The sequence below is a fragment of the Mesorhizobium sp. 131-2-1 genome (assembly GCF_016756535.1).
Lineage (GTDB): Bacteria > Pseudomonadota > Alphaproteobacteria > Rhizobiales > Rhizobiaceae > Mesorhizobium.
This window is the reverse complement of sequence record NZ_AP023247.1, coordinates 5,988,626-6,006,337: the sequence shown is the minus strand read 5'-3', so window position 1 is coordinate 6,006,337 and position 17,712 is coordinate 5,988,626. Positions and strand designations below refer to the sequence as shown.

Annotated in this window: 11 protein-coding genes and 1 tRNA gene; 9 read left to right on the top strand and 3 right to left on the bottom strand. The window is 63.9% G+C overall.

What is annotated here, in order from left to right:
- Positions 1-239: 239 nt before the first annotated feature.
- The 4 genes from JG743_RS29070 (at position 240) to JG743_RS29055 (ending at position 4,506) form a co-directional block, all read left to right on the top strand.
- Positions 240-1,337: a polyamine ABC transporter substrate-binding protein gene (locus JG743_RS29070; RefSeq protein WP_202295584.1), complete on the top strand. Its 1,098-nt coding sequence runs from the start codon at positions 240-242 to the stop codon at positions 1,335-1,337.
- A 233-nt stretch (positions 1,338-1,570) separates the two neighbouring features.
- Entirely contained in the window at positions 1,571-2,710 is a 1,140-nt protein-coding gene (locus JG743_RS29065; protein WP_202295581.1) for an ABC transporter ATP-binding protein, read from the top strand.
- Positions 2,711-2,719: 9 nt separating this feature from the next.
- Complete coding sequence (locus tag JG743_RS29060; protein WP_202295578.1) at positions 2,720-3,691, top strand: ABC transporter permease subunit; 972 nt, start codon at positions 2,720-2,722, stop codon at positions 3,689-3,691.
- Entirely contained in the window at positions 3,688-4,506 is an 819-nt protein-coding gene (locus JG743_RS29055) for an ABC transporter permease (RefSeq protein ID WP_126056450.1), read from the top strand. The genes JG743_RS29060 and JG743_RS29055 overlap by 4 nt, the downstream gene beginning before the upstream one ends.
- A gap of 17 nt (positions 4,507-4,523) precedes the next feature.
- Here JG743_RS29055 and JG743_RS29050 read toward each other — a convergent pair whose 3' ends face one another.
- Positions 4,524-6,380: an AsmA family protein gene (locus tag JG743_RS29050; protein WP_202295575.1), complete on the bottom strand. Its 1,857-nt coding sequence runs from the start codon at positions 6,378-6,380 to the stop codon at positions 4,524-4,526.
- Between the two features lie 263 nt (positions 6,381-6,643).
- On the opposite strand from JG743_RS29050, the gene JG743_RS29045 reads away from it, so the two are divergent.
- A complete protein-coding gene (locus JG743_RS29045) occupies positions 6,644-8,602 on the top strand; it encodes an acetoacetate--CoA ligase (protein ID WP_202295572.1) in 1,959 nt (652 codons plus the stop codon).
- A gap of 255 nt (positions 8,603-8,857) precedes the next feature.
- Here the strand turns inward: JG743_RS29045 and JG743_RS29040 are convergent, their stop codons facing one another.
- Positions 8,858-12,820, bottom strand: coding sequence for a PAS domain S-box protein (locus tag JG743_RS29040; RefSeq protein WP_202295569.1), 3,963 nt, complete (start codon positions 12,818-12,820; stop codon positions 8,858-8,860).
- A gap of 246 nt (positions 12,821-13,066) precedes the next feature.
- Here JG743_RS29040 and JG743_RS29035 point away from each other — a divergent pair, with 246 nt between their 5' ends.
- From JG743_RS29035 to JG743_RS29025, 3 genes are all read left to right on the top strand, one after another.
- Entirely contained in the window at positions 13,067-13,525 is a 459-nt protein-coding gene (locus JG743_RS29035) for a phasin (protein ID WP_202295566.1), read from the top strand.
- Positions 13,526-13,879: 354 nt separating this feature from the next.
- A tRNA-His gene (locus tag JG743_RS29030) sits at positions 13,880-13,956 on the top strand.
- 129 nt (positions 13,957-14,085) lie between these two features.
- Positions 14,086-15,447, top strand: a complete 1,362-nt coding sequence (locus JG743_RS29025; RefSeq protein ID WP_202295563.1) for a DUF6538 domain-containing protein — start codon at positions 14,086-14,088, stop codon at positions 15,445-15,447.
- Between the two features lie 588 nt (positions 15,448-16,035).
- Here JG743_RS29025 and JG743_RS34820 read toward each other — a convergent pair.
- Positions 16,036-16,212, bottom strand: coding sequence for a hypothetical protein (locus JG743_RS34820; protein WP_446720880.1), 177 nt, complete (start codon positions 16,210-16,212; stop codon positions 16,036-16,038).
- 269 nt (positions 16,213-16,481) lie between these two features.
- On the opposite strand from JG743_RS34820, the gene JG743_RS29015 reads away from it, so the two are divergent.
- On the top strand, positions 16,482-17,678 hold the full coding sequence (locus tag JG743_RS29015; RefSeq protein WP_202295560.1) for a DUF932 domain-containing protein: 1,197 nt from the start codon (positions 16,482-16,484) through the stop codon (positions 17,676-17,678).
- Positions 17,679-17,712: the final 34 nt, after the last annotated feature.

Sequence of the window (17,712 nt, the reverse complement as noted above, 5' to 3'; positions counted from 1 at the left end):
GGAACCGGACCACATCGTCGTATCCCTGCCCGCGCCATGGCGAAAGCCTCTGACGACGTCGGCACATCCCCCAGGCCACGGCAACGGCCCAAAGCTTTCATCGGCCTTGTACCGGACCGCCGCGCTGCCGGCCGTTCGCGCTTGTCGCTCTCTGGAAAGCTCAATAATCTGAAGCAAATGCCCAACCGCGCGCAGGCCGCGACGGATTGGCGACGGAACACTCACCAAAGGAGAACAGCATGACCCGCAAAGCGCTCTGGCTTTCGGCGACCTCGGCATTCCTGACGCTTTTCACCATCGGCGGCCACGCCGAAGACCGCGTCGTCAACGTCTTCAACTGGTCCGACTACATCGACAGTTCGATTATCGACGATTTCACCAAGGAAACCGGCATCAAGGTCGTCTACGACACGTTCGATTCCAACGAGATCCTCGAAACCAAGCTTTTGGCCGGCGGCAGCGGTTATGACGTCGTCGTGCCCAGCGGCAACTTCCTTGCCCGCCAGATCCAGGCCGGCGTGTTCCAGAAGCTCGACAAGTCGAAGCTGCCGAACCTGTCGAACATGTGGGACACCGTCCTCGAGCGTACCGCCAAATACGATCCCGGCAACGAGTATTCGATCAACTACATGTGGGGCACCGTCGGCATCGGCTACAACATCAAGAAGGTGCAGGCGGCCCTCGGCTCCGACAAGATCGACAGCTGGGATACGTTCTTCAATCCGGATACACTGGCCAAGCTGAAGGATTGCGGCGTCTATGTTCTGGATTCGCCGGCCGACATCATCCCGGCGGCGCTGAAATATCTCGGCCTCGACCCGAACAGCACCTCGCCCGACGACATCGCCAAGGCGGAGGAGGCGCTGCTGAAGGTCCGGCCGTATATTCGCAAGTTCCATTCGTCCGAATACATCAACGCGCTGGCCAACGGCGACATCTGCCTGGCGGTCGGCTGGTCGGGCGACGTCTTCCAGGCGCGCAACCGCGCCGTCGAGGCCAAGCAGGGCGTCGAGATCGGATATTCGGTGCCGAAGGAAGGCGCCCAGATGTGGTTCGATCAGATGGCGATCCCGGCCGATGCGCCGCATGTCGCCGAGGCGCATGAGTTCCTCAACTACATGATGAAGCCGGAAGTGATCGCCAAATCGTCCAACTATGTGCTGTACGCGAACGGCAACAAGGCCTCGCAGCAATTCGTCGACAAGGCGATCCTGGACGATCCGGCGATCTATCCGGACGCCGCGACCCTGCAGAAGCTCTACACCGTCCAGCCATACGATCCCAAGACCCAGCGCGTCATCACGCGGACCTGGACCAAGATCGTCACCGGCCAGTAGGCGACCTGGCACGACCCCGGCGCCTGGCCGCCGGGGTCGCGTCGCCTAAAGCAATTCCAGGAAAAGTGCGGAGCGGTTTTCCGTCCGGAATTGCGTAGAAAAGAAGAGCAATTCCAGGAAAAGCGCGGAGCGGTTTTCCGACCGGAATTGCGTAGAAAATATCCGGAGCGGTTCGACGGTTCTATCGAGAGCCGAACCACTCCTTGGGGAAGAAAACAGGACGGAGTGGGGACATGAAATCGCTTGGCAGCATCCGCAGGGACTTCGCGCCGTGGAACGATCCGAACGCCAAGCCCTATATCCAGTTCGACAATGTCACCAAGAAGTTCGGTGACTTCACCGCCGTCAACAACCTGTCGCTGACCATCTTCGAGCGCGAGTTCTTCGCGCTGCTCGGCGCATCCGGCTGTGGAAAGTCGACGCTGCTGAGGATGCTCGCCGGCTTCGAGGAGCCGACCGCCGGGCGCATCCTGCTCGACGGCCAGGACCTGCGCGGCATCCCGCCCTACCGGCGGCCGGTCAACATGATGTTCCAGTCCTATGCGCTGTTCCCGCACATGACGGTGGAGAAGAACATCGCCTTCGGCCTCAAGCAGGAGGGCATGCCAGCCCCCGACATCGAAAGGCGCGTCGCCGAGATGCTGAAGCTGGTCAAGCTCGAGCAGTTCGCCAAGCGCAAGCCGCACCAATTGTCGGGCGGCCAGCGCCAGCGTGTCGCGCTCGCCCGCTCGGTCGCCAAGCGCCCGAAGGTTCTCTTGCTCGACGAGCCGCTCGGCGCGCTGGACAAGAAGCTGCGCGAGGAAACGCAGTTCGAACTGATGGACCTGCAGCAGGAGCTCGGCCTCACCTTCGTCGTCGTCACCCACGACCAGGAAGAAGCGATGACCATGGCCGACCGCATCGCCATCATGGACAGGGGCGAGGTCATGCAGGTTGCGACGCCGGCGGAAGTCTATGAAGCCCCCACCTCCCGCTTCGTCGCCCATTTCGTCGGCAACGTGAACATGTTCGAGGGCAAGGTTGCCGAGCGGGCGGCGAACACGACACGCATCACCGGGGTGACCGGAGCCCAGATCGTCGTCGAGAATGGCGGCGATACCGCGGCCGGCGCCGACATCGTCTTTGCCATCAGGCCGGAGAAGATCAAGGTTTCGTCAAAGAAGCCGGCGGATGCCGTCAACGCACTCGAAGGCGAAGTCTACGACGTCGCCTATCTCGGCGACATGACCGTCTATCACGTCAGGCTCGACGACGGGCAGATGGTGCGGGCGAGCGCCTTGAACGCCTCGCGCATCACCGAGGACCCGCTGACCTGGCACGACCGCGCCTGGGTCTCCTTCCGGCCCGACGCCGGCGTCGTGCTGACGCGGTAGGGGGCGATCATGTCGAGCGCCGCAACCGCCGCAACAACCTCGCCGGCAGCCGATGCCGCCAAATCCCCGCTGGCCAGGCTGGGCTCGGCCTTCATCGGTCGCCTGGTCATCATCGTCCCTTATCTCTGGCTGCTGTTCTTCTTCCTCATCCCGTTCGTCATCGTCTTCAAGATCTCGCTCTCGCAGACGGCGATCGCGATGCCGCCCTACACGCCGGTGCTTGACTTCAGCGACGGCGTTTCCGGCTTCTTCACTGGGTTCCGCGAGCTCAGTTTCGACAACTATGTCTGGCTGACCCAGGACGCTCTCTACTTCAACGCCTATGTCACCAGCGTCATCATCGCCGCGGTCTCGACCGTGCTGACGCTGATCGTCGGCTATCCGATCGCCTACGGCATGGCACGTGCGCCGGCGGCGATCCGCCCGACCTTGCTGATGCTGGTCATCCTGCCGTTCTGGACCTCTTTCCTGATCCGCGTCTATGCCTGGATCGGCATCCTAAAGCCGGAAGGCTTGCTCAATGAATTCCTGCTTGGCATCGGCGTCATCAGCCAGCCGCTGCTCATTCTCAACCACTATTCGGCAATCTTCATCGGCATCGTCTATTCCTACCTGCCGTTCATGGTGCTGCCGCTCTATTCGTCGCTGGAAAAGATGGACAACTCGCTGATCGAGGCCGCGACGGATCTAGGCTGCCCGCCGATCACCGCTTTCTGGAAAATCACTTTCCCGCTGTCGCTGCCCGGCGTCATCGCCGGCTGCCTGCTGGTGTTCATCCCGGCGGTCGGCGAGTTCGTCATTCCCGACCTGCTCGGCGGTTCGCAGACGCTGATGATCGGCAAGACCTTGTGGAACGAATTCTTCGGCAACCGCGACTGGCCGATCTCGTCGGCCGTCGCCGTCATCCTGCTGTTGCTGCTGATCGTGCCGATCATGCTCTTCCAGCAGGCCCAGGCGCGCGCTCAGGAGCAGGGCAGATGAACACCACCTGGAGCCGCTTCAACATAACCTCGGTCGTGCTCGGCTTTGCCTTCCTCTACCTGCCGATCGTGCTTCTGATCGTGTTTTCCTTCAACGAATCGAAGCTGGTCACCGTCTGGGGCGGCTTCTCGACCAAATGGTACGTCTCGCTGTTCCACAACCAGGGCCTGATGGACGCGACCTGGGTGACGGCGCGTGTCGGCGTCATCTCGGCCACCGTCGCCACCGTGCTTGGCACGCTCGCAGCCCTCACCTTGACGCGCTACACGCGCTTCCGGGGACGGATCCTGTTTTCCGGCATGGTCTTCGCGCCGCTGGTCATGCCGGAGGTGATCACCGGCCTTTCGCTGCTCCTGCTCTTCGTCGCCGTCGGCCTCGACCGCGGCTTCCTCACCGTCACGCTCGCCCACATCACCTTCACCATGTGCTTCGTCGCCGTAGTGGTCCAGTCGCGGCTGGTTTCGTTCGACCGCTCCCTGGAGGAGGCGGCGATGGATCTCGGCGCGCCGCCGGTGAAGACCTTCTTCCACATCACCTTGCCGGTCATCCTGCCGGCGATCGTCTCCGGCTGGATGCTGGCCTTCACGCTGTCGCTCGATGATCTGGTCATTGCCTCCTTCACCTCGGGGCCGGGCGCCACGACGCTGCCGATGAAGATCTACAGCCAGGTTCGCCTTGGGGTGACGCCGGAAATCAACGCTGCCTGCACCATCCTGATCGCGGTCGTCGCCGTTGGCGTCATCATCGCCTCGGTCGCCAACAAGCGCCGCGAGGTCCAGCGCCAGCGCGACGAGCAGGCCGCGCAGCGAGGCTAGAGCAGGCAAGCGCGAAATTACTCGCCGGAAATGCCGCGGCTGATCGGCGAGATGAACGGCGTGCTCCAGGTGCCGCCGACGAAGAAGGTCGACTGCTTGGGCGGCGCGGGTTGCCCGTTCGCCTGCGCCGCCGGCTGGTCCGGCTGGACGATGCCGCCCGACAGCGCCAGCCCGCGTCCGGCATAGGAGGCGATGCCGGACAGCCAGATCTTGGATTTCGCCGAATTGGCTTCGGCTTTGTCGAGCCGGGCCACGCCCTTGGAGATGCTCGCCTTGATCTCGGCGCCGTCAATCGGCAGCGTTCCGTCGGCGACGTCGTCCAGCGCGAAGAAGCCGCCCTGTTCGGTGCGCTTGAGGAAGGCCGGCAGGTTTAGCCCGGTGAGCGCGCCCGGCCCGACGGTCGCCGAGACAGAACCGTCGGCGTTTTCGAAGATGGAGTTCCAGGATCTGCCCGGCCCTTTGAGGATGACCGAGACGGTTGCCGTCCCGACAGGCACCAGTCTCGTCATCCCCGCCGCCGTGGCGAAGGCACCGCCATCGACGTCGGAGGCGAGAAGCCGGATCTCGACCTGCGTGCCTTCGGGCTTGCGGTCGAAGCGCAGGCTGCTCTGGATGTTGCCGCCGAAGGCGGAGGCGTCGGAAATGTCGAAGACGGCAAGCCCGTTCTTGACCTGCGCCGTGGCGGCGACGTCGGCAAGCTGCACCGGTCCTGCCGTGGCATGCGCCGCCGACACGCGCAGGTCGAGATTGATCTTGTCGGCGAAGCTGGTGTCGATCTCGCCGGGACCCACTTCGCCGGTTGGCGCCAGCGGCGTGAAGGCCGAGAGGAACGACCTGAGGTCGAGCGTATCGAAGGCGAGCGTGCCGGAGATGACCGGCAGCGCTTCGCCGAAGGAGAAGTCGAGCGCCCCCATTCCCGGGTTGTTGTCGAGCGCCAAGGTGGTGTTTTCGAACTTCACCCGGCCGGCCGCCGCCGTCACCTTGCTGGCCACCGAGACCGAGCCGATCGCAGCTCCTGGCGCGATGCCGGCCTGCGACCACTCCAGCACGCGCCGCAGCGAGGGCGCGGCGAATTTCGCCTGGCCGTCGAAATAGGCATTGTCCGACATCGAGGCCACGCCGTCGAAGGAGAAGGTGGCGGGCGCTGCCTTGACGGAGAGCGTGACCGGGGCCGCGCCCCCTGCGAACAGCACCAGCGGCTTCGGCGACGCGAAGTCGACGGCGACGCTTTCACCGCGCCAGATCCCGGTCGCCGTCAGCGTCGCGTTGCTGTTCATCGCCGCCCAGTTCGCCTGGCCGGTCAGGCTGCTGAGGATCTCCTGGTCCTTGCCGCCGAGCGAGGCCACCACGCGGCCGTCCCTGAACTCTACCGTGCCGAAGGGATCCGCCGGCAGCTTGCTGAGGTCGGGCTTGGCCGGGTCAGCGCTGACCACGCCACGGGCTGTGTCGATCGAGCGTGTGATGCGGCCGCCGGTCGGGATGGCGGGCAGGAAAAGGCCATTGGCGGTGCGCTGGACCCTGATCGTCGGCCGCACCAGCCGCGCCGTGGAGAACACGACGTCGCCTTGCAGGGCCGCCATCGCGGAAAGATCGACCTCGACCCGTTCGGCCTCGATCACCGGCGGCGCGTCGGTCTCGGTCCACTGAGAAAGCGTCACATCGGTCAGGATGGCCCGGAAGGTCGGCCAGACCTCGATGCGCGGCGAGCCGTCGATGGTGACCCTGAAGCCGCTCCAGGCGCTCATCTCCCAGGCAATGCGGTCGCGCACGATGCGGGTCGAGGCGATCAGCGGCAGGGCGGCGACGACCAGCGCGATGACGAGCACGGCAACGCCGATCGCCCACACTCCGCGCCGGATCAAAGATGATGGCATATCGCCCTATATGCTTCCATTGCCGACAAATCGCCCGACGGGTGTAACCCAGCGCTGACGCATTTCAAGTCTTTATGGCCCGGCGATGGCATTTGCGCACACTCTAGAGATGCCGGCCGAACAAAATCTTGCTCTGCTGCGCTGCGGTATGCATAAGCGTGGCACCGACCGTCGCCCGAAATTGCGTGCCGGTTTTGGGACAACGACGTACGCGGCGTTGGGCTTAACTGCCGCAAACGCGACGCGTTTTTGGGAGAACGAGCATGGCCGCCGACACCGCCTTGTGGACGCCGACGCAAGAGCAGATCGACGCGGCGCCCATGACCGCCTTCATGAAAGCCGCGGCGGCGAAGTCGGGTACGGCCCTTTCCTCCTATGCCGAGCTTCACCACTGGTCGATCGACGACCGCGAGGCGTTCTGGGGCCTGGTCTGGGATTTTTGCGGTATCGTCGGCGACAAGGGAGAACGCGTGCTGCTTGACGGTGACAGGATGCCGGGCGCCACCTTCTTTCCCGATGCCAGGCTGAATTTCGCCGAGAACCTGCTCAAGAAAACCGGGTCCGCGGAGGCGATCATCTTCCGCGGCGAGGACAAGGTCGAGCGGCGGCTGTCCTGGAACGAGCTCAACGCCCTGACCTCGCGCCTGCAGCAGCTCTTCCGGTCGCTTGGCGTCAAGCAGGGCGATCGCATCGCCGCCATGATGCCGAACATGCCGGAGACAGTCGCCGCCATGCTGGCCGCCGCCTCGATCGGCGCCGTCTGGTCGTCCTGTTCGCCTGATTTCGGCGAGCAGGGCGTTCTCGACCGTTTCGGCCAGATCGAGCCGGTGGTCTTCATCGCCCCCGACGGCTACTGGTACAACGGCAAGGCGATCGAGGTCGCCGACAAGGTCAGGGCGGTGGCGGCCAAGCTTGCGAGCGTCCGCAAGGTGCTGATCGTCGACTATCTCGGCACCTCGGCCGACGTCGCCGCGACCGTCGACAGGGCGGATGCCCTGGAGGGCGCCTTGTCTTCCTTCGCCGCGAAGCCCGTAAGCTTCGAACGGCTGCCGTTCGCGCACCCGCTCTACATCCTGTTCTCCTCCGGCACGACCGGCATTCCGAAGTGCATCGTCCATTCGGCCGGCGGCACGCTGATCCAGCATGTCAAGGAACATCGGCTCCATGCCGGCCTGCTCGATGGCGACCGCCTGTTCTACTTCACCACCTGTGGCTGGATGATGTGGAACTGGCTGGTCTCCGGTCTCGCCTCGGGCGCCACCCTGCTGCTCTATGACGGCTCGCCATTCTATCCGGACGGCAATGCGCTGTTCGATTTCGCCGACGCCGAGAAGATGACCTATTTCGGCACCTCGGCGAAATTCATCGATTCCGTGCGCAAGGCCGGCCTCACGCCGATCGGCACGCACGATCTTTCGACCGTGCGCACCATCTCGTCCACCGGTTCGCCGCTGTCACCGGAGGATTTCCGCTTCGTCTACGACGGCATCAAGAAGGACGTGCACCTGGCTTCGATCTCCGGCGGCACCGACATCGTCTCCTGCTTCGTGCTCGGCGTGCCGATCGAGCCGGTGTGGACCGGCGAGATCCAGGGGCCCGGGCTCGGCCTTGCCGTCGATGTGTGGAACGACGACGGCAGGCCGGTCAGGCAGGAAAAGGGCGAACTGGTCTGCGCCAAGGCCTTTCCGGCAATGCCGATCGGTTTCTGGAACGACCCGGAAGACAAGAAGTACAGGGCCGCCTATTTCGAGCGCTTCGACAATGTCTGGTGCCATGGCGACTTTGCCGAATGGACGGCGCATGGCGGCATGATCATCCATGGCCGCTCCGACGCGACGCTCAATCCGGGCGGGGTCAGGATCGGCACGGCCGAGATCTACAACCAGGTCGAGCAGATGCCGGAAATCCTCGAGGCGCTGTGCATCGGCCAGGATTTCGACAATGACGTTCGCGTCGTGCTGTTCGTGCGGCTGGCCGCGGGCGTGCAACTGGACGCCGAGCTGGAAAAACGCATCCGCGCCAAGATCCGCAGCGGCGCCAGCCCGCGCCACGTGCCGGCCAAGATCGTCGCCGTCACCGACATTCCCCGCACCAAATCGGGCAAGATCACAGAGCTCGCTGTGCGCGACGTCGTCCACGGCCGCGCCGTCAAGAACAAGGAGGCGCTCGCCAATCCGGAAGCGCTGGAACTGTTCCGCAACCTGCCGCAGCTTGCCGACTAACCATGTCCGCTACGGTTAACGAAAAATGTCGGACGAATTTACCTAGATTTCACGAGTGGTACACATTCGTAAATTTTTTGGCGGCCCGGTAAGAACTTGTTAAGGGACGGCGTCGATAGTCGCATGTAACTTGAGGGAGAAATCCCGTTCCTCGTCCCCTGAGGTTCAGATTCGCTCAAGCCCCCGTTGTGACAGCAATCCCAATACCTAAGGCGTCCTGTTGGACGCCTTTTCTTTTTCCCTGGCGGCCAGCCGCTATTCGGCGAGCACGCGGGTCGAGGGAAAGGCAACTTCCACCAGCGTGCCTTCGCCCGGCGTCGAGGTGATGCTGAACCGCGCCCGGTTGGCTTCCACCATCGCCTTGGTCAGCGGCAGCCCGAGGCCGGTGCCGTCGCCGCGTCCGCGCTTCAGCGCGTTGATCTGCTTGAACGGCTTCAGCGCCTGCTCGATCTCGGCCTGGCTCATGCCGATGCCGGTGTCGCGAACGCGCATGACGACGTCGCCTGAGGTTTCGTAAGCCGTGGACACGATCACCTGGCCGCCGGCCTGCGTGTAGCGGATGGCGTTCGACAGGACGTTGAGGGCGATCTGGCGCACGCTTCTGAGGTCGGCCACCACTTCCGGCAGCCGCGAGGCGAAGCTGGAGCGGATGATGACGCGCTCGCGGTTGGCCTGCGGCTGCATCATCGCCACCGTTTCGGCCAGCGTGTCGTTGAGCGACACCGCCTCGTAATCCATCTCCTGCTGACCGGCCTCGATCTTCGAAATGTCCAGCAGGTCGTTGACGAGATCGAGCACATGGTTGCCCGACCGGTTGATGTCGCGCAGATAGTCGCGGTAGCGGTCGTTGGCGACAGGGCCGAACTTCTCGTCCACCATCAGTTCCGAGAAGCCGATGATGGCGTTGAGCGGCGTGCGGATCTCGTGGCTGATGCGGGCCAGGAAATCCGTCTTCTGCGAGGAAGCGCGCTCGGCCACGGCGCGCGCCTGGGTAAGGTCTTCTTCGGCCCGCTTCCATTGCGTGATGTCGCGCACGACGGCGCAGAAGCCGCTGTCGCTGGGCAGCCGGCCGATGGTCATGAACAGCGGAATGAAGCGCCCCTGCGACTCGCGCCCGATCACCTCGCGGCCATCATTGAGCACTCTGGCCACGCCAGGTTCGGACAGCCCGCCCAGATAGTCGCGCGCCGCGCGCTGGCTCTCGATGGCGAACAGCGAGGCGAAGGGCTTGCCGGCAACCTCGTCGCTGTCGAAGCCGAACAGCGCTTCCGCCGGCCGGCTGATCGAGCGGATGTTACCGTCGCGGCCGATCAGCACCACACCGTCGGTGGCGGTATCGATGATGGTGCGCATTTCGGCGATGCGGCTCTTCAGCTCGGAAATGTCCGGCTGCTGGGTGGGCTCGTCATTGGCGGCGCTGAAATGCGCAGGCGCCGCTTCCTCCTCGCCGGAACGGCGCACCACCAGCATCAGTGCCTTGCCGGCGCGCCACGGCACCGAGCGCAGAATGGCGTCGATCGGAAACTCCTGTCCGTCGCGCGTCTTCAGCCTGAGCGCGCGGTCGCTTTCGTCGGCGGCGCCGTCTTCGGACTGCGAATAGGGATCGGCAAACAGGGCGCCGAGCCCGCCGGCGTCGGTCAGCTCGTCGAGCGTGTCGTAGCCGGTCAGGCGCAGGAACTCGTCATTGGCGTAGTGAAGCGCGTCACCGGAGTGGATGAGCAGCGGCACCGGCAGCTTGCCGAGGATGGAGGTGTCGGGTGCCTTGGTTTCCTCGCCGGTCGAGAAAGCCGACGGCACGAAGCCGTCGAGCCGGAGCGGCGGCACCTTGAGGCGCGGCCGCTCGGCCGCGGGCGCAGTTGCATCGGCGGGCCCGGCATCGTTGGGGGAGGCGTCGTCCTTGCCGGACGCTACCCAGTCCTCGCTGTCCTCGGCATCGCGGAAATCGTCCGCGGTCATGCTGTCGTCGCCGGCGCCGTCGTCGGACGGTGTCCCGACGCTATCGGGCCGGCTATCGACGGACTCCGCGGCCGTTGCCGGCGTTTCGCCCGGTCCGGCAACCGGCGCGGCGTCGCTGCTTTCGCCAACCGGGTCGGTCTGGTCGTCACGACCGGCATAGTCGAGCAGCGAGCGTGAGAAGGGAGGCGGGGTGGGCTGGCCGGCGGAAGGTTCTTCGGCAATCTCTTCCAGTACGCCGTCGAGGCGCGCCAGATCGCGCTCGTCCTCGGCGTCGTTCTCCTGCGGCTCCGCCGGTTCCACATCGCCTTGCGCCGTGGCCGCTTCCGGGCTCACTGGCGCGCTGCTGCCGTCCTTGGTCTCGGCCGCCGGCTGCCGTGCGGCGTCAGGCTGCTCAGCCGATGGCTCGGCGGCCCCCTGAGTAGGCGGCGCTGCACCGGCATCCGCCGAAGTCTCGGGCAAAACAGACCGGTCGGCCTGTTCGGTCTCGGCTGGGCTGGCGGGTTTCGTTTCCCCGGCGACGGGCCGAGGGGCAGGGGGTGGCTCGGACGCAGCGGAGCTGTCCTTCTTCAGCCGCTCGCCGATCTCGCGGAAAGCGCTGCGCTCCAGCGTCGACAGGCCCTTGTCGTTGGCCGGCTGCCGGTGTTCGGCCAGCCGGATCACCTTGTCGGCGAAGCGCCGCTCCGGCTTCGGCACGATGGTCAGCGCCGGCACCTCGCCCTTGAACGGGTCGGCTGGCTTCGGCGCTTCCGCGACGGCCTCCTCGACGGCCGGCTCGCTCGGCGCCGGCGGCTCGCCATTGGCAAGCGGCCCGCCATTGGGGACAAGCGCCATGCCGATGGCTTCCGGATCGACGACCGCGTCGCCGGCGCGGGCAACGCCGAAGCCGCGAAAACCCTCGAAGGCGCGGCTGCGGCCATAGACCGGCAGCGCCGCCAGGTCGACCGGTATCTTGAGATCGGTGCCGGCGACCGGCCACAGCACCGAGCGGCCGGACCAGGTGTCGCGACGTTCGAGCAGGCCGGCGATCTCGCCCGAGGCATCGAGGCCGAAAGTGGTGGCGACGTCCTTGAAGCGGCGGCCGATCACGTCGGCGGCCGGTTTGCCGACGATCTCGGCGAATTCGGGCGACAATGCGCTGAACTTGCCGTCAGCATCGGTGCGCCAGACGAAGCGCAGCGGCGGCGCCGACCGATCGATCGTCCGTTCGGCGGGCGTGGCCGTTGACGCGGCAGCGGCCTGCCGAGGCGCTTCGGCTGGAGACACCGGCTCCGCCGCCTCGGCCTTGCCGGATACGCGGTCCTGATGCCGTGCTTCGTCGCCGCCGGCATTGAAGTACCAATGGTCGTGCTGCGGCTGCGTCTCGCTGGCCGTCGCCCGGTCGCCCACCGCCGCTTTCGGGCTTTGTCCAGCCGGACCGGCAACTGGGTCGCCAGCAGGGGCGGCTACGTTCTTGTCCAACACCGGCGTGGGCTCGGCCGTCGCGTCCGTGGTCGTGGGCGCAGCTTCCTGCCTTGTCTCCTGGGCAGCGGAAGGCTGCTCCGCCTCCAATGCCTCGGCTGCCGGAGCGTCGGTCCCCGGCTCACCCGGCAACTCGTCGTCGAGCTGGGCTTCGTCAATGACCACCAGAAGGTGGCGCGTGTCGGTCAGCCGCGCCAGGCCGGCTGGATAGGAATTGGTGCCGCCCGGAACCAGGCGCTTGACGATCCGGTCGCTGTCATCGGCCACGTCCGCAACAAGCGCCGCCAGCGTCTCGGGCAGGATGCCCAGCGCCGCAAAACCATCGGAGGCGGCCTCCACCTTGCCCGCGGCGTCGATGAAGGCGATGAAATGACCGTCCTCGGTGAAGCCGCCGATGGCGCGGCTGGCGATCTCCGCGGCGCTGCGCGACCCGGTCTGCGCCGCGGGCACCGTGAGCAGGATCGCATTCTCGCCGTCTGGCATCGTCACCGCGCTGGCCAGGAAGCCGACGGCGCGGCTCACCATTCCCGTCGCCAGCCGCAGCGTGATGGCCCGGTCGCTACCGATCTGCGGAAAGCCGCTGGTCGCCATGATCTGGCGCCTGGCGATCAGCGGCAGTCGCGCCGAGGCGCCGATGATGGCCTCGATGTCGGGATAGCCGAACACCGCCGCTCCGGGGCCGTTGGCCCAGATCACCTGTTCGAGGTCGGCCGACAATATGGCGATCGCATCGCCGGCGGCGAAGCGCTGGCGGACCGCATCGAGCACGGCAACGTCGAGGAAGGAGTAGTTTTCGGGCGGCATGCGCTTGGCGAATCCCTCCGGCGGGGAATTTGAGTTAACGCTTTGTTAATAAAAGCGGGCGGGGCGAAGGTCCACAAGCCAAGGCGTGCGGCGAGCGAAATCTCTGGGCGCTTGGTTAACGGCGGGGAAGATTTTCATGGTGCACTGCAACAAAGATGTTGCAATGCACAAAAAAACCTCTATATTGCCATCATACATGAACGAGACGGCTTTCTGTCAAAGCCGCTACCGCGAAAAGGATGGAAAATGTCCAAGATCAAGACCGCTGAGACCATCGAGAACGTTGAATTCCCGAGCTTCGACGCTTCCAAGGCTACCGACCAGATCCGCGCTTTCGCCGAGAAGGGCGTCGAGCAGTCGAAGGAAGCCTACGCCAAGCTGAAGACCGGCGCCGAGGAGACCCAGAAGGTTCTGGAGTCGACCTTCGAAACCGCCAAGACCGTTTCGGGCGACCTGTCGCTCAAGACCATCGCCGCGCTGCGCGCCAATGCCGACGCCGGCTTCTCGCATCTCGAAGCTCTGGTCAGCGCCAAGTCGCTGTCGGAAGTCGTCGAGCTGCAGACCGCCTTCCTGCGCAAGCGTGCCGAACTGGTCGTCGAGCAGGCCAAGGAATTCCAGGCCGTCGCTTCCAAGGCTGCCGAGGACGTCTCCAAGCCGATCAAGACCGCTTTCGAGAAGGCCCTGAAGGACATCAAGGCCGCCTAATATCTTCGCACAACTCGGCGATGCATCAAAACGTCGCATTTTATCAGACAAATAGATGTGCGATAGAGTTGTCCAAGCGAATACCCGGCGGGCGGAACCTCCTCCCTCTGCTCTCCGGGGTGACCAGCCAGCACCTCCTCCCGCTGGCTCGTAACAGGAAAAGGCCGGCACCTCCTCCCGCCGGCCTTTTCTTTTGCCCGAAACTGGCTGGTTGAAAGCCGGGTGGTTCGCAGAACCTGTCTTTGCCTCATCAAGGGCCTTGAATTACGCTCCGATAGTCCGTATTGGACGCATCGCCGAACGACAGAGCGGATCTGGAGAGCAGAGCCTCCTTGATCGCGCTCAGGCAGACGTGCCGTTGTAGCTCAGCTGGTTAGAGCGCCGGATTGTGGATCCGGAGGTCGCTGGTTCGATCCCAGCCAACGGTACCATCGGCATTTCCTGTATGCCATTGATTTTCCTTCATAAAATGCAAACCGCAACGGCCCAAGCTTGCGCCAAAGGCGGTTTTGTGTCACAAATTGTGCTACTTATTGTGATACAAATAGCAAGCTGAAGCCATGGGACGTCGGCGCGAAGCGGAAGATCCTGACCGCTATCTCCATCTGAGGGGCGGCTATTTCCATTACCGGCGAAGGGTCCCCACAGAACTCCGAGGCCTCGATAATCGCGGCCATTTCGTGCGTCGATCGCTCGACACGCAGGACAGATTAAAGGCAAGAACCGCGCGCGACCTCCACGAAGCTGCGGATAACGGGCTCTGGGCGGCATTGCTGCTTGGAGAAAACCCTCAAGCCGCGCGAGCCCGCTACAAGCTGGCTGTGAAACGAGCGGAATCGCTAGGGTTCGTTTACCGGCCACTTGGCGAAATTCTTGCCTCCGAGCCCCTCGAGACCATCATGCGGCGCGTCGAGAGCACTGTCGCGGAACCAGCGAAATCTCCCGTTGTTGACGCGGTGACGGGCATGGTGGCGCCGCCAGACGACAAGATATCCGATGCGCTCCAGCTGTACTTCTCCGAAATAGCCCGAGACGAGCTGCGCACGAAAAGCACTGATCAGCGCAAGCGTTGGAAGGCCAAGCGCAAGATGAGCGTCGACGTGTTCATCGAACTGGTCGAAGACAAGCCCATGAGCCGGATCACTCGCGAAGACGCTCGCAAGGTCCACAAGTACTGGCTGGACCGGGTGGCGCCGGAGGAGGGCGCGGGCGACCGTTCGGCGTCGACCGGCAACCGCAACATGGGCAACCTCCGAACGCTGTATGGCGACTACTACCGGCATCTGGGCTTTCCCGAACAGAAGAACCCGTTTGCGGACCTTTCGTTCAAGGATAAGTCAAAGCGCAGCCGGCCGCCGTTCCCAACCGACTGGATCAAGGACAAGATCCTGGCGCCAGGCGCTTTGACGCAGCTCAACGATCAGGCCCGAGGTATCGTCCTGGCATTCGTCGAGACAGGATGCCGGCCTAGCGAACTCGCAAACCTGCATGTCGGGGTCATCCATCTCGATCACGAAGTGCCTCACATCTCAGTCGAGCCTAGGGAGGACCCTGACGACCCGCGGGAGATCAAGACGGAATCTTCGGTGCGCAGAGTTCCCTTGGTTGGCGTGGCTCTCGAGGTGTTCAAGAGGCACCCTGAAGGCTTTCCTCGTTACAAGGATCGCGAGGCTCAGCTGTCCGCTACAGTGAACAAGCACTTCAAGAAACACGAGTTGTTTCCGACGAACGAGCACACGGTCTACTCGCTGCGCCACTCGTTCGAGGACCGGATGAAGAACGCCAGATTGGATGAAGAGCTTCGCCGTATGCTGATGGGCCATACCATCGATCGCCCGAAGTACGGCGAGGGTGGCGACATGAAGATGTGGCAGGAGGAACTTATGAAGATCGCGCTGCCGTTCGATCCCGCGATCGTATGACACGCTGGCGCACCGCTGCGAGTCGTTCTTCCTTGGCATGATGATCATGTAGGGCCCGCTCCAGATGGTCGTACAGTGGAAGCCATGCCTCGCCCTGGTCGCCCCGCGCCACGATAATTTCCGCCACGCGGTTGAGCGCGCGCTCGATGCGTTCTGCAGTAACATGCTCAGGAACGCGGACGTGTCGCCTCACGGCTCGTTTTTCCGATGCAGCCAAAAACTCAACATAACTAGTCGGTAGGCGGACTTTGATCGGGAAGGGAAGGTGCGCCTTCAGCTCGGGCCGCAAACGGCGGTGATGGCGTATATTTAGGACGGACTGCGCACCGACGACTACGGTTACGATGCAGCGGTGAAGCCGATACTGTGCCCAAGCTTGCACCATTAGGATCTCATTATGCGGAATGCCAATTCACAGGCATTATGCGGGCCACCGTAGACGGGGACAGTCGGTCCCGCGTCCCGGCCTGCGGCCGGCGCTATGCTGACGCTCCTGCGGCTGTCCTGTTAACCGCCCACGGCGGAGGCGAATTTCCTTCGTCCTGCGCGCGACAATATTCACGCTGCGGCCGCGCGCAGGGCTGCGGTTTATACGCCGTTTTTCTTTTGAGGCTGGCAGCCTCCAGACCCAGTCTCCAGGTTCATTGCGCAGCGCGTCCGGGCGCGCATGACAGGAGCGGGGTCATTGATGCGAACATCGTCCGCCTGCGGCAGATCCAGCTCGGCCTGATGGCCGGGCATGTCCAGCGCCAGCCATTGCATCATCCGGCAATTTTCAGTCTAGGCGATATGCTGCTCGTAGTTGCACATAGGCGCTTCTTTTGCGCAGCCCACGATTGGCTTTGCCGTCCAATCAGGCCCGAGGCTGAAACGAAAAGGCATTGCATTCGCCGCCGGGGCGCCAGCGTCGAGGTCGACGCGTCGGCGGCCAAACCGCCCGAAAGTGCTAGGCCAGAGTAAGAGGGCTGCAGCTACGCCGTGACGGATTGAAGATCGAGAGAGAGTCTCTCGGTGGTTCGTCATGGAGATCAGCCATGAGCAATGTTGAAGTACTGGACGCAGTGCGTGACGGAAGCGGCGGCTACAAAGTCGATGTCGGTCGCGGGCAGAGGATTGGCCGGGTGTCGTCGGAATGGTTTTCCCGCCCCGACGACGAGCGGTTCCTTTCCTTGTCAGATCTGTTCGCGTCGGTGCAGACTCGCGGCCAACACAGCAGGACACGGACCGTCGACAGCGCGGCGGTTCGCGTCGAAGCCAGCCGCGACAACGCCGAGCGCCTGTCGCTTGTTCTGCCTGGTGCGGCCGATTCACTAGCGCCGACCCACTGGAGCTTTGGTCAACTCGCTGGCCTTATCGGAGCACCGGCGACCTACCTTCGCCAACTACCCGCCTCGTTGGCAGGCATCAACCTTCAGTATGGCTTGGCCTCACACCGGGCCGAGCAGATCAAGACGCTGGAGACAGACAATGGGCGCGTGGAACTGCGTGCCGTTACCGGTCCCGACTATGGCAGGATCTACGACCATGAGTTGGTCGCAGCCGTCCAACGCATTGCCGGCAACGGCACCGGCGACACGCGCTGGAAGGTGCCCGGGGTGCTCGACTGGTCGACAGGCATTTACAACCCCAGCGTCGACGTGACTAAGAATACGACCACCCTCTACGCAAGCGATCGTGACGTCTTCCTCTTCCTGGTCGATGATCTCAATCCGATCGAGGCGGGCCGGCTACCAGACGGCTCGCCCGATCTGTACTTCCGCGGCTTCTATTGCTGGAACTCTGAGGTTGGCGCCAAAACGCTCGGCATGGCTTCCTTCTATCTCCGGGCTGTTTGCCAGAACCGCAATCTGTGGGGCGTTGAGGATTTCGAAGAGATCACAATCCGCCACTCGAAATATGCTGCCTCCCGTTTTGCCCATGAGGCGGCGCCGGCTCTGAGACGGTTCGCCGACTCAAGCCCAGCACCTTTCGTCAACGGCATCAAGGCAGCGCGAGAGCGCATCGTCGCCCGTTCCGATGACGAGCGTACCGATTTCCTGCGCAAGCGAGGCTTCAGCAGGGCCGAGAGCACAAAGATCATTGAGACCGTGCTTCGCGAGGAAGGCCGAAAGCCGGAGAGCGTTTTCGACTTTGTCCAAGGCATCACCGCGGTGGCGCGCGACAAAACACATCAGGATGCGAGGCTCGACCTTGAAGCCAAGGCGAAGAAGTTGCTCGACCGCGCTGCGTGATAGCGCCCCAGGCCCTTCCGGTTCCGCACCTCTC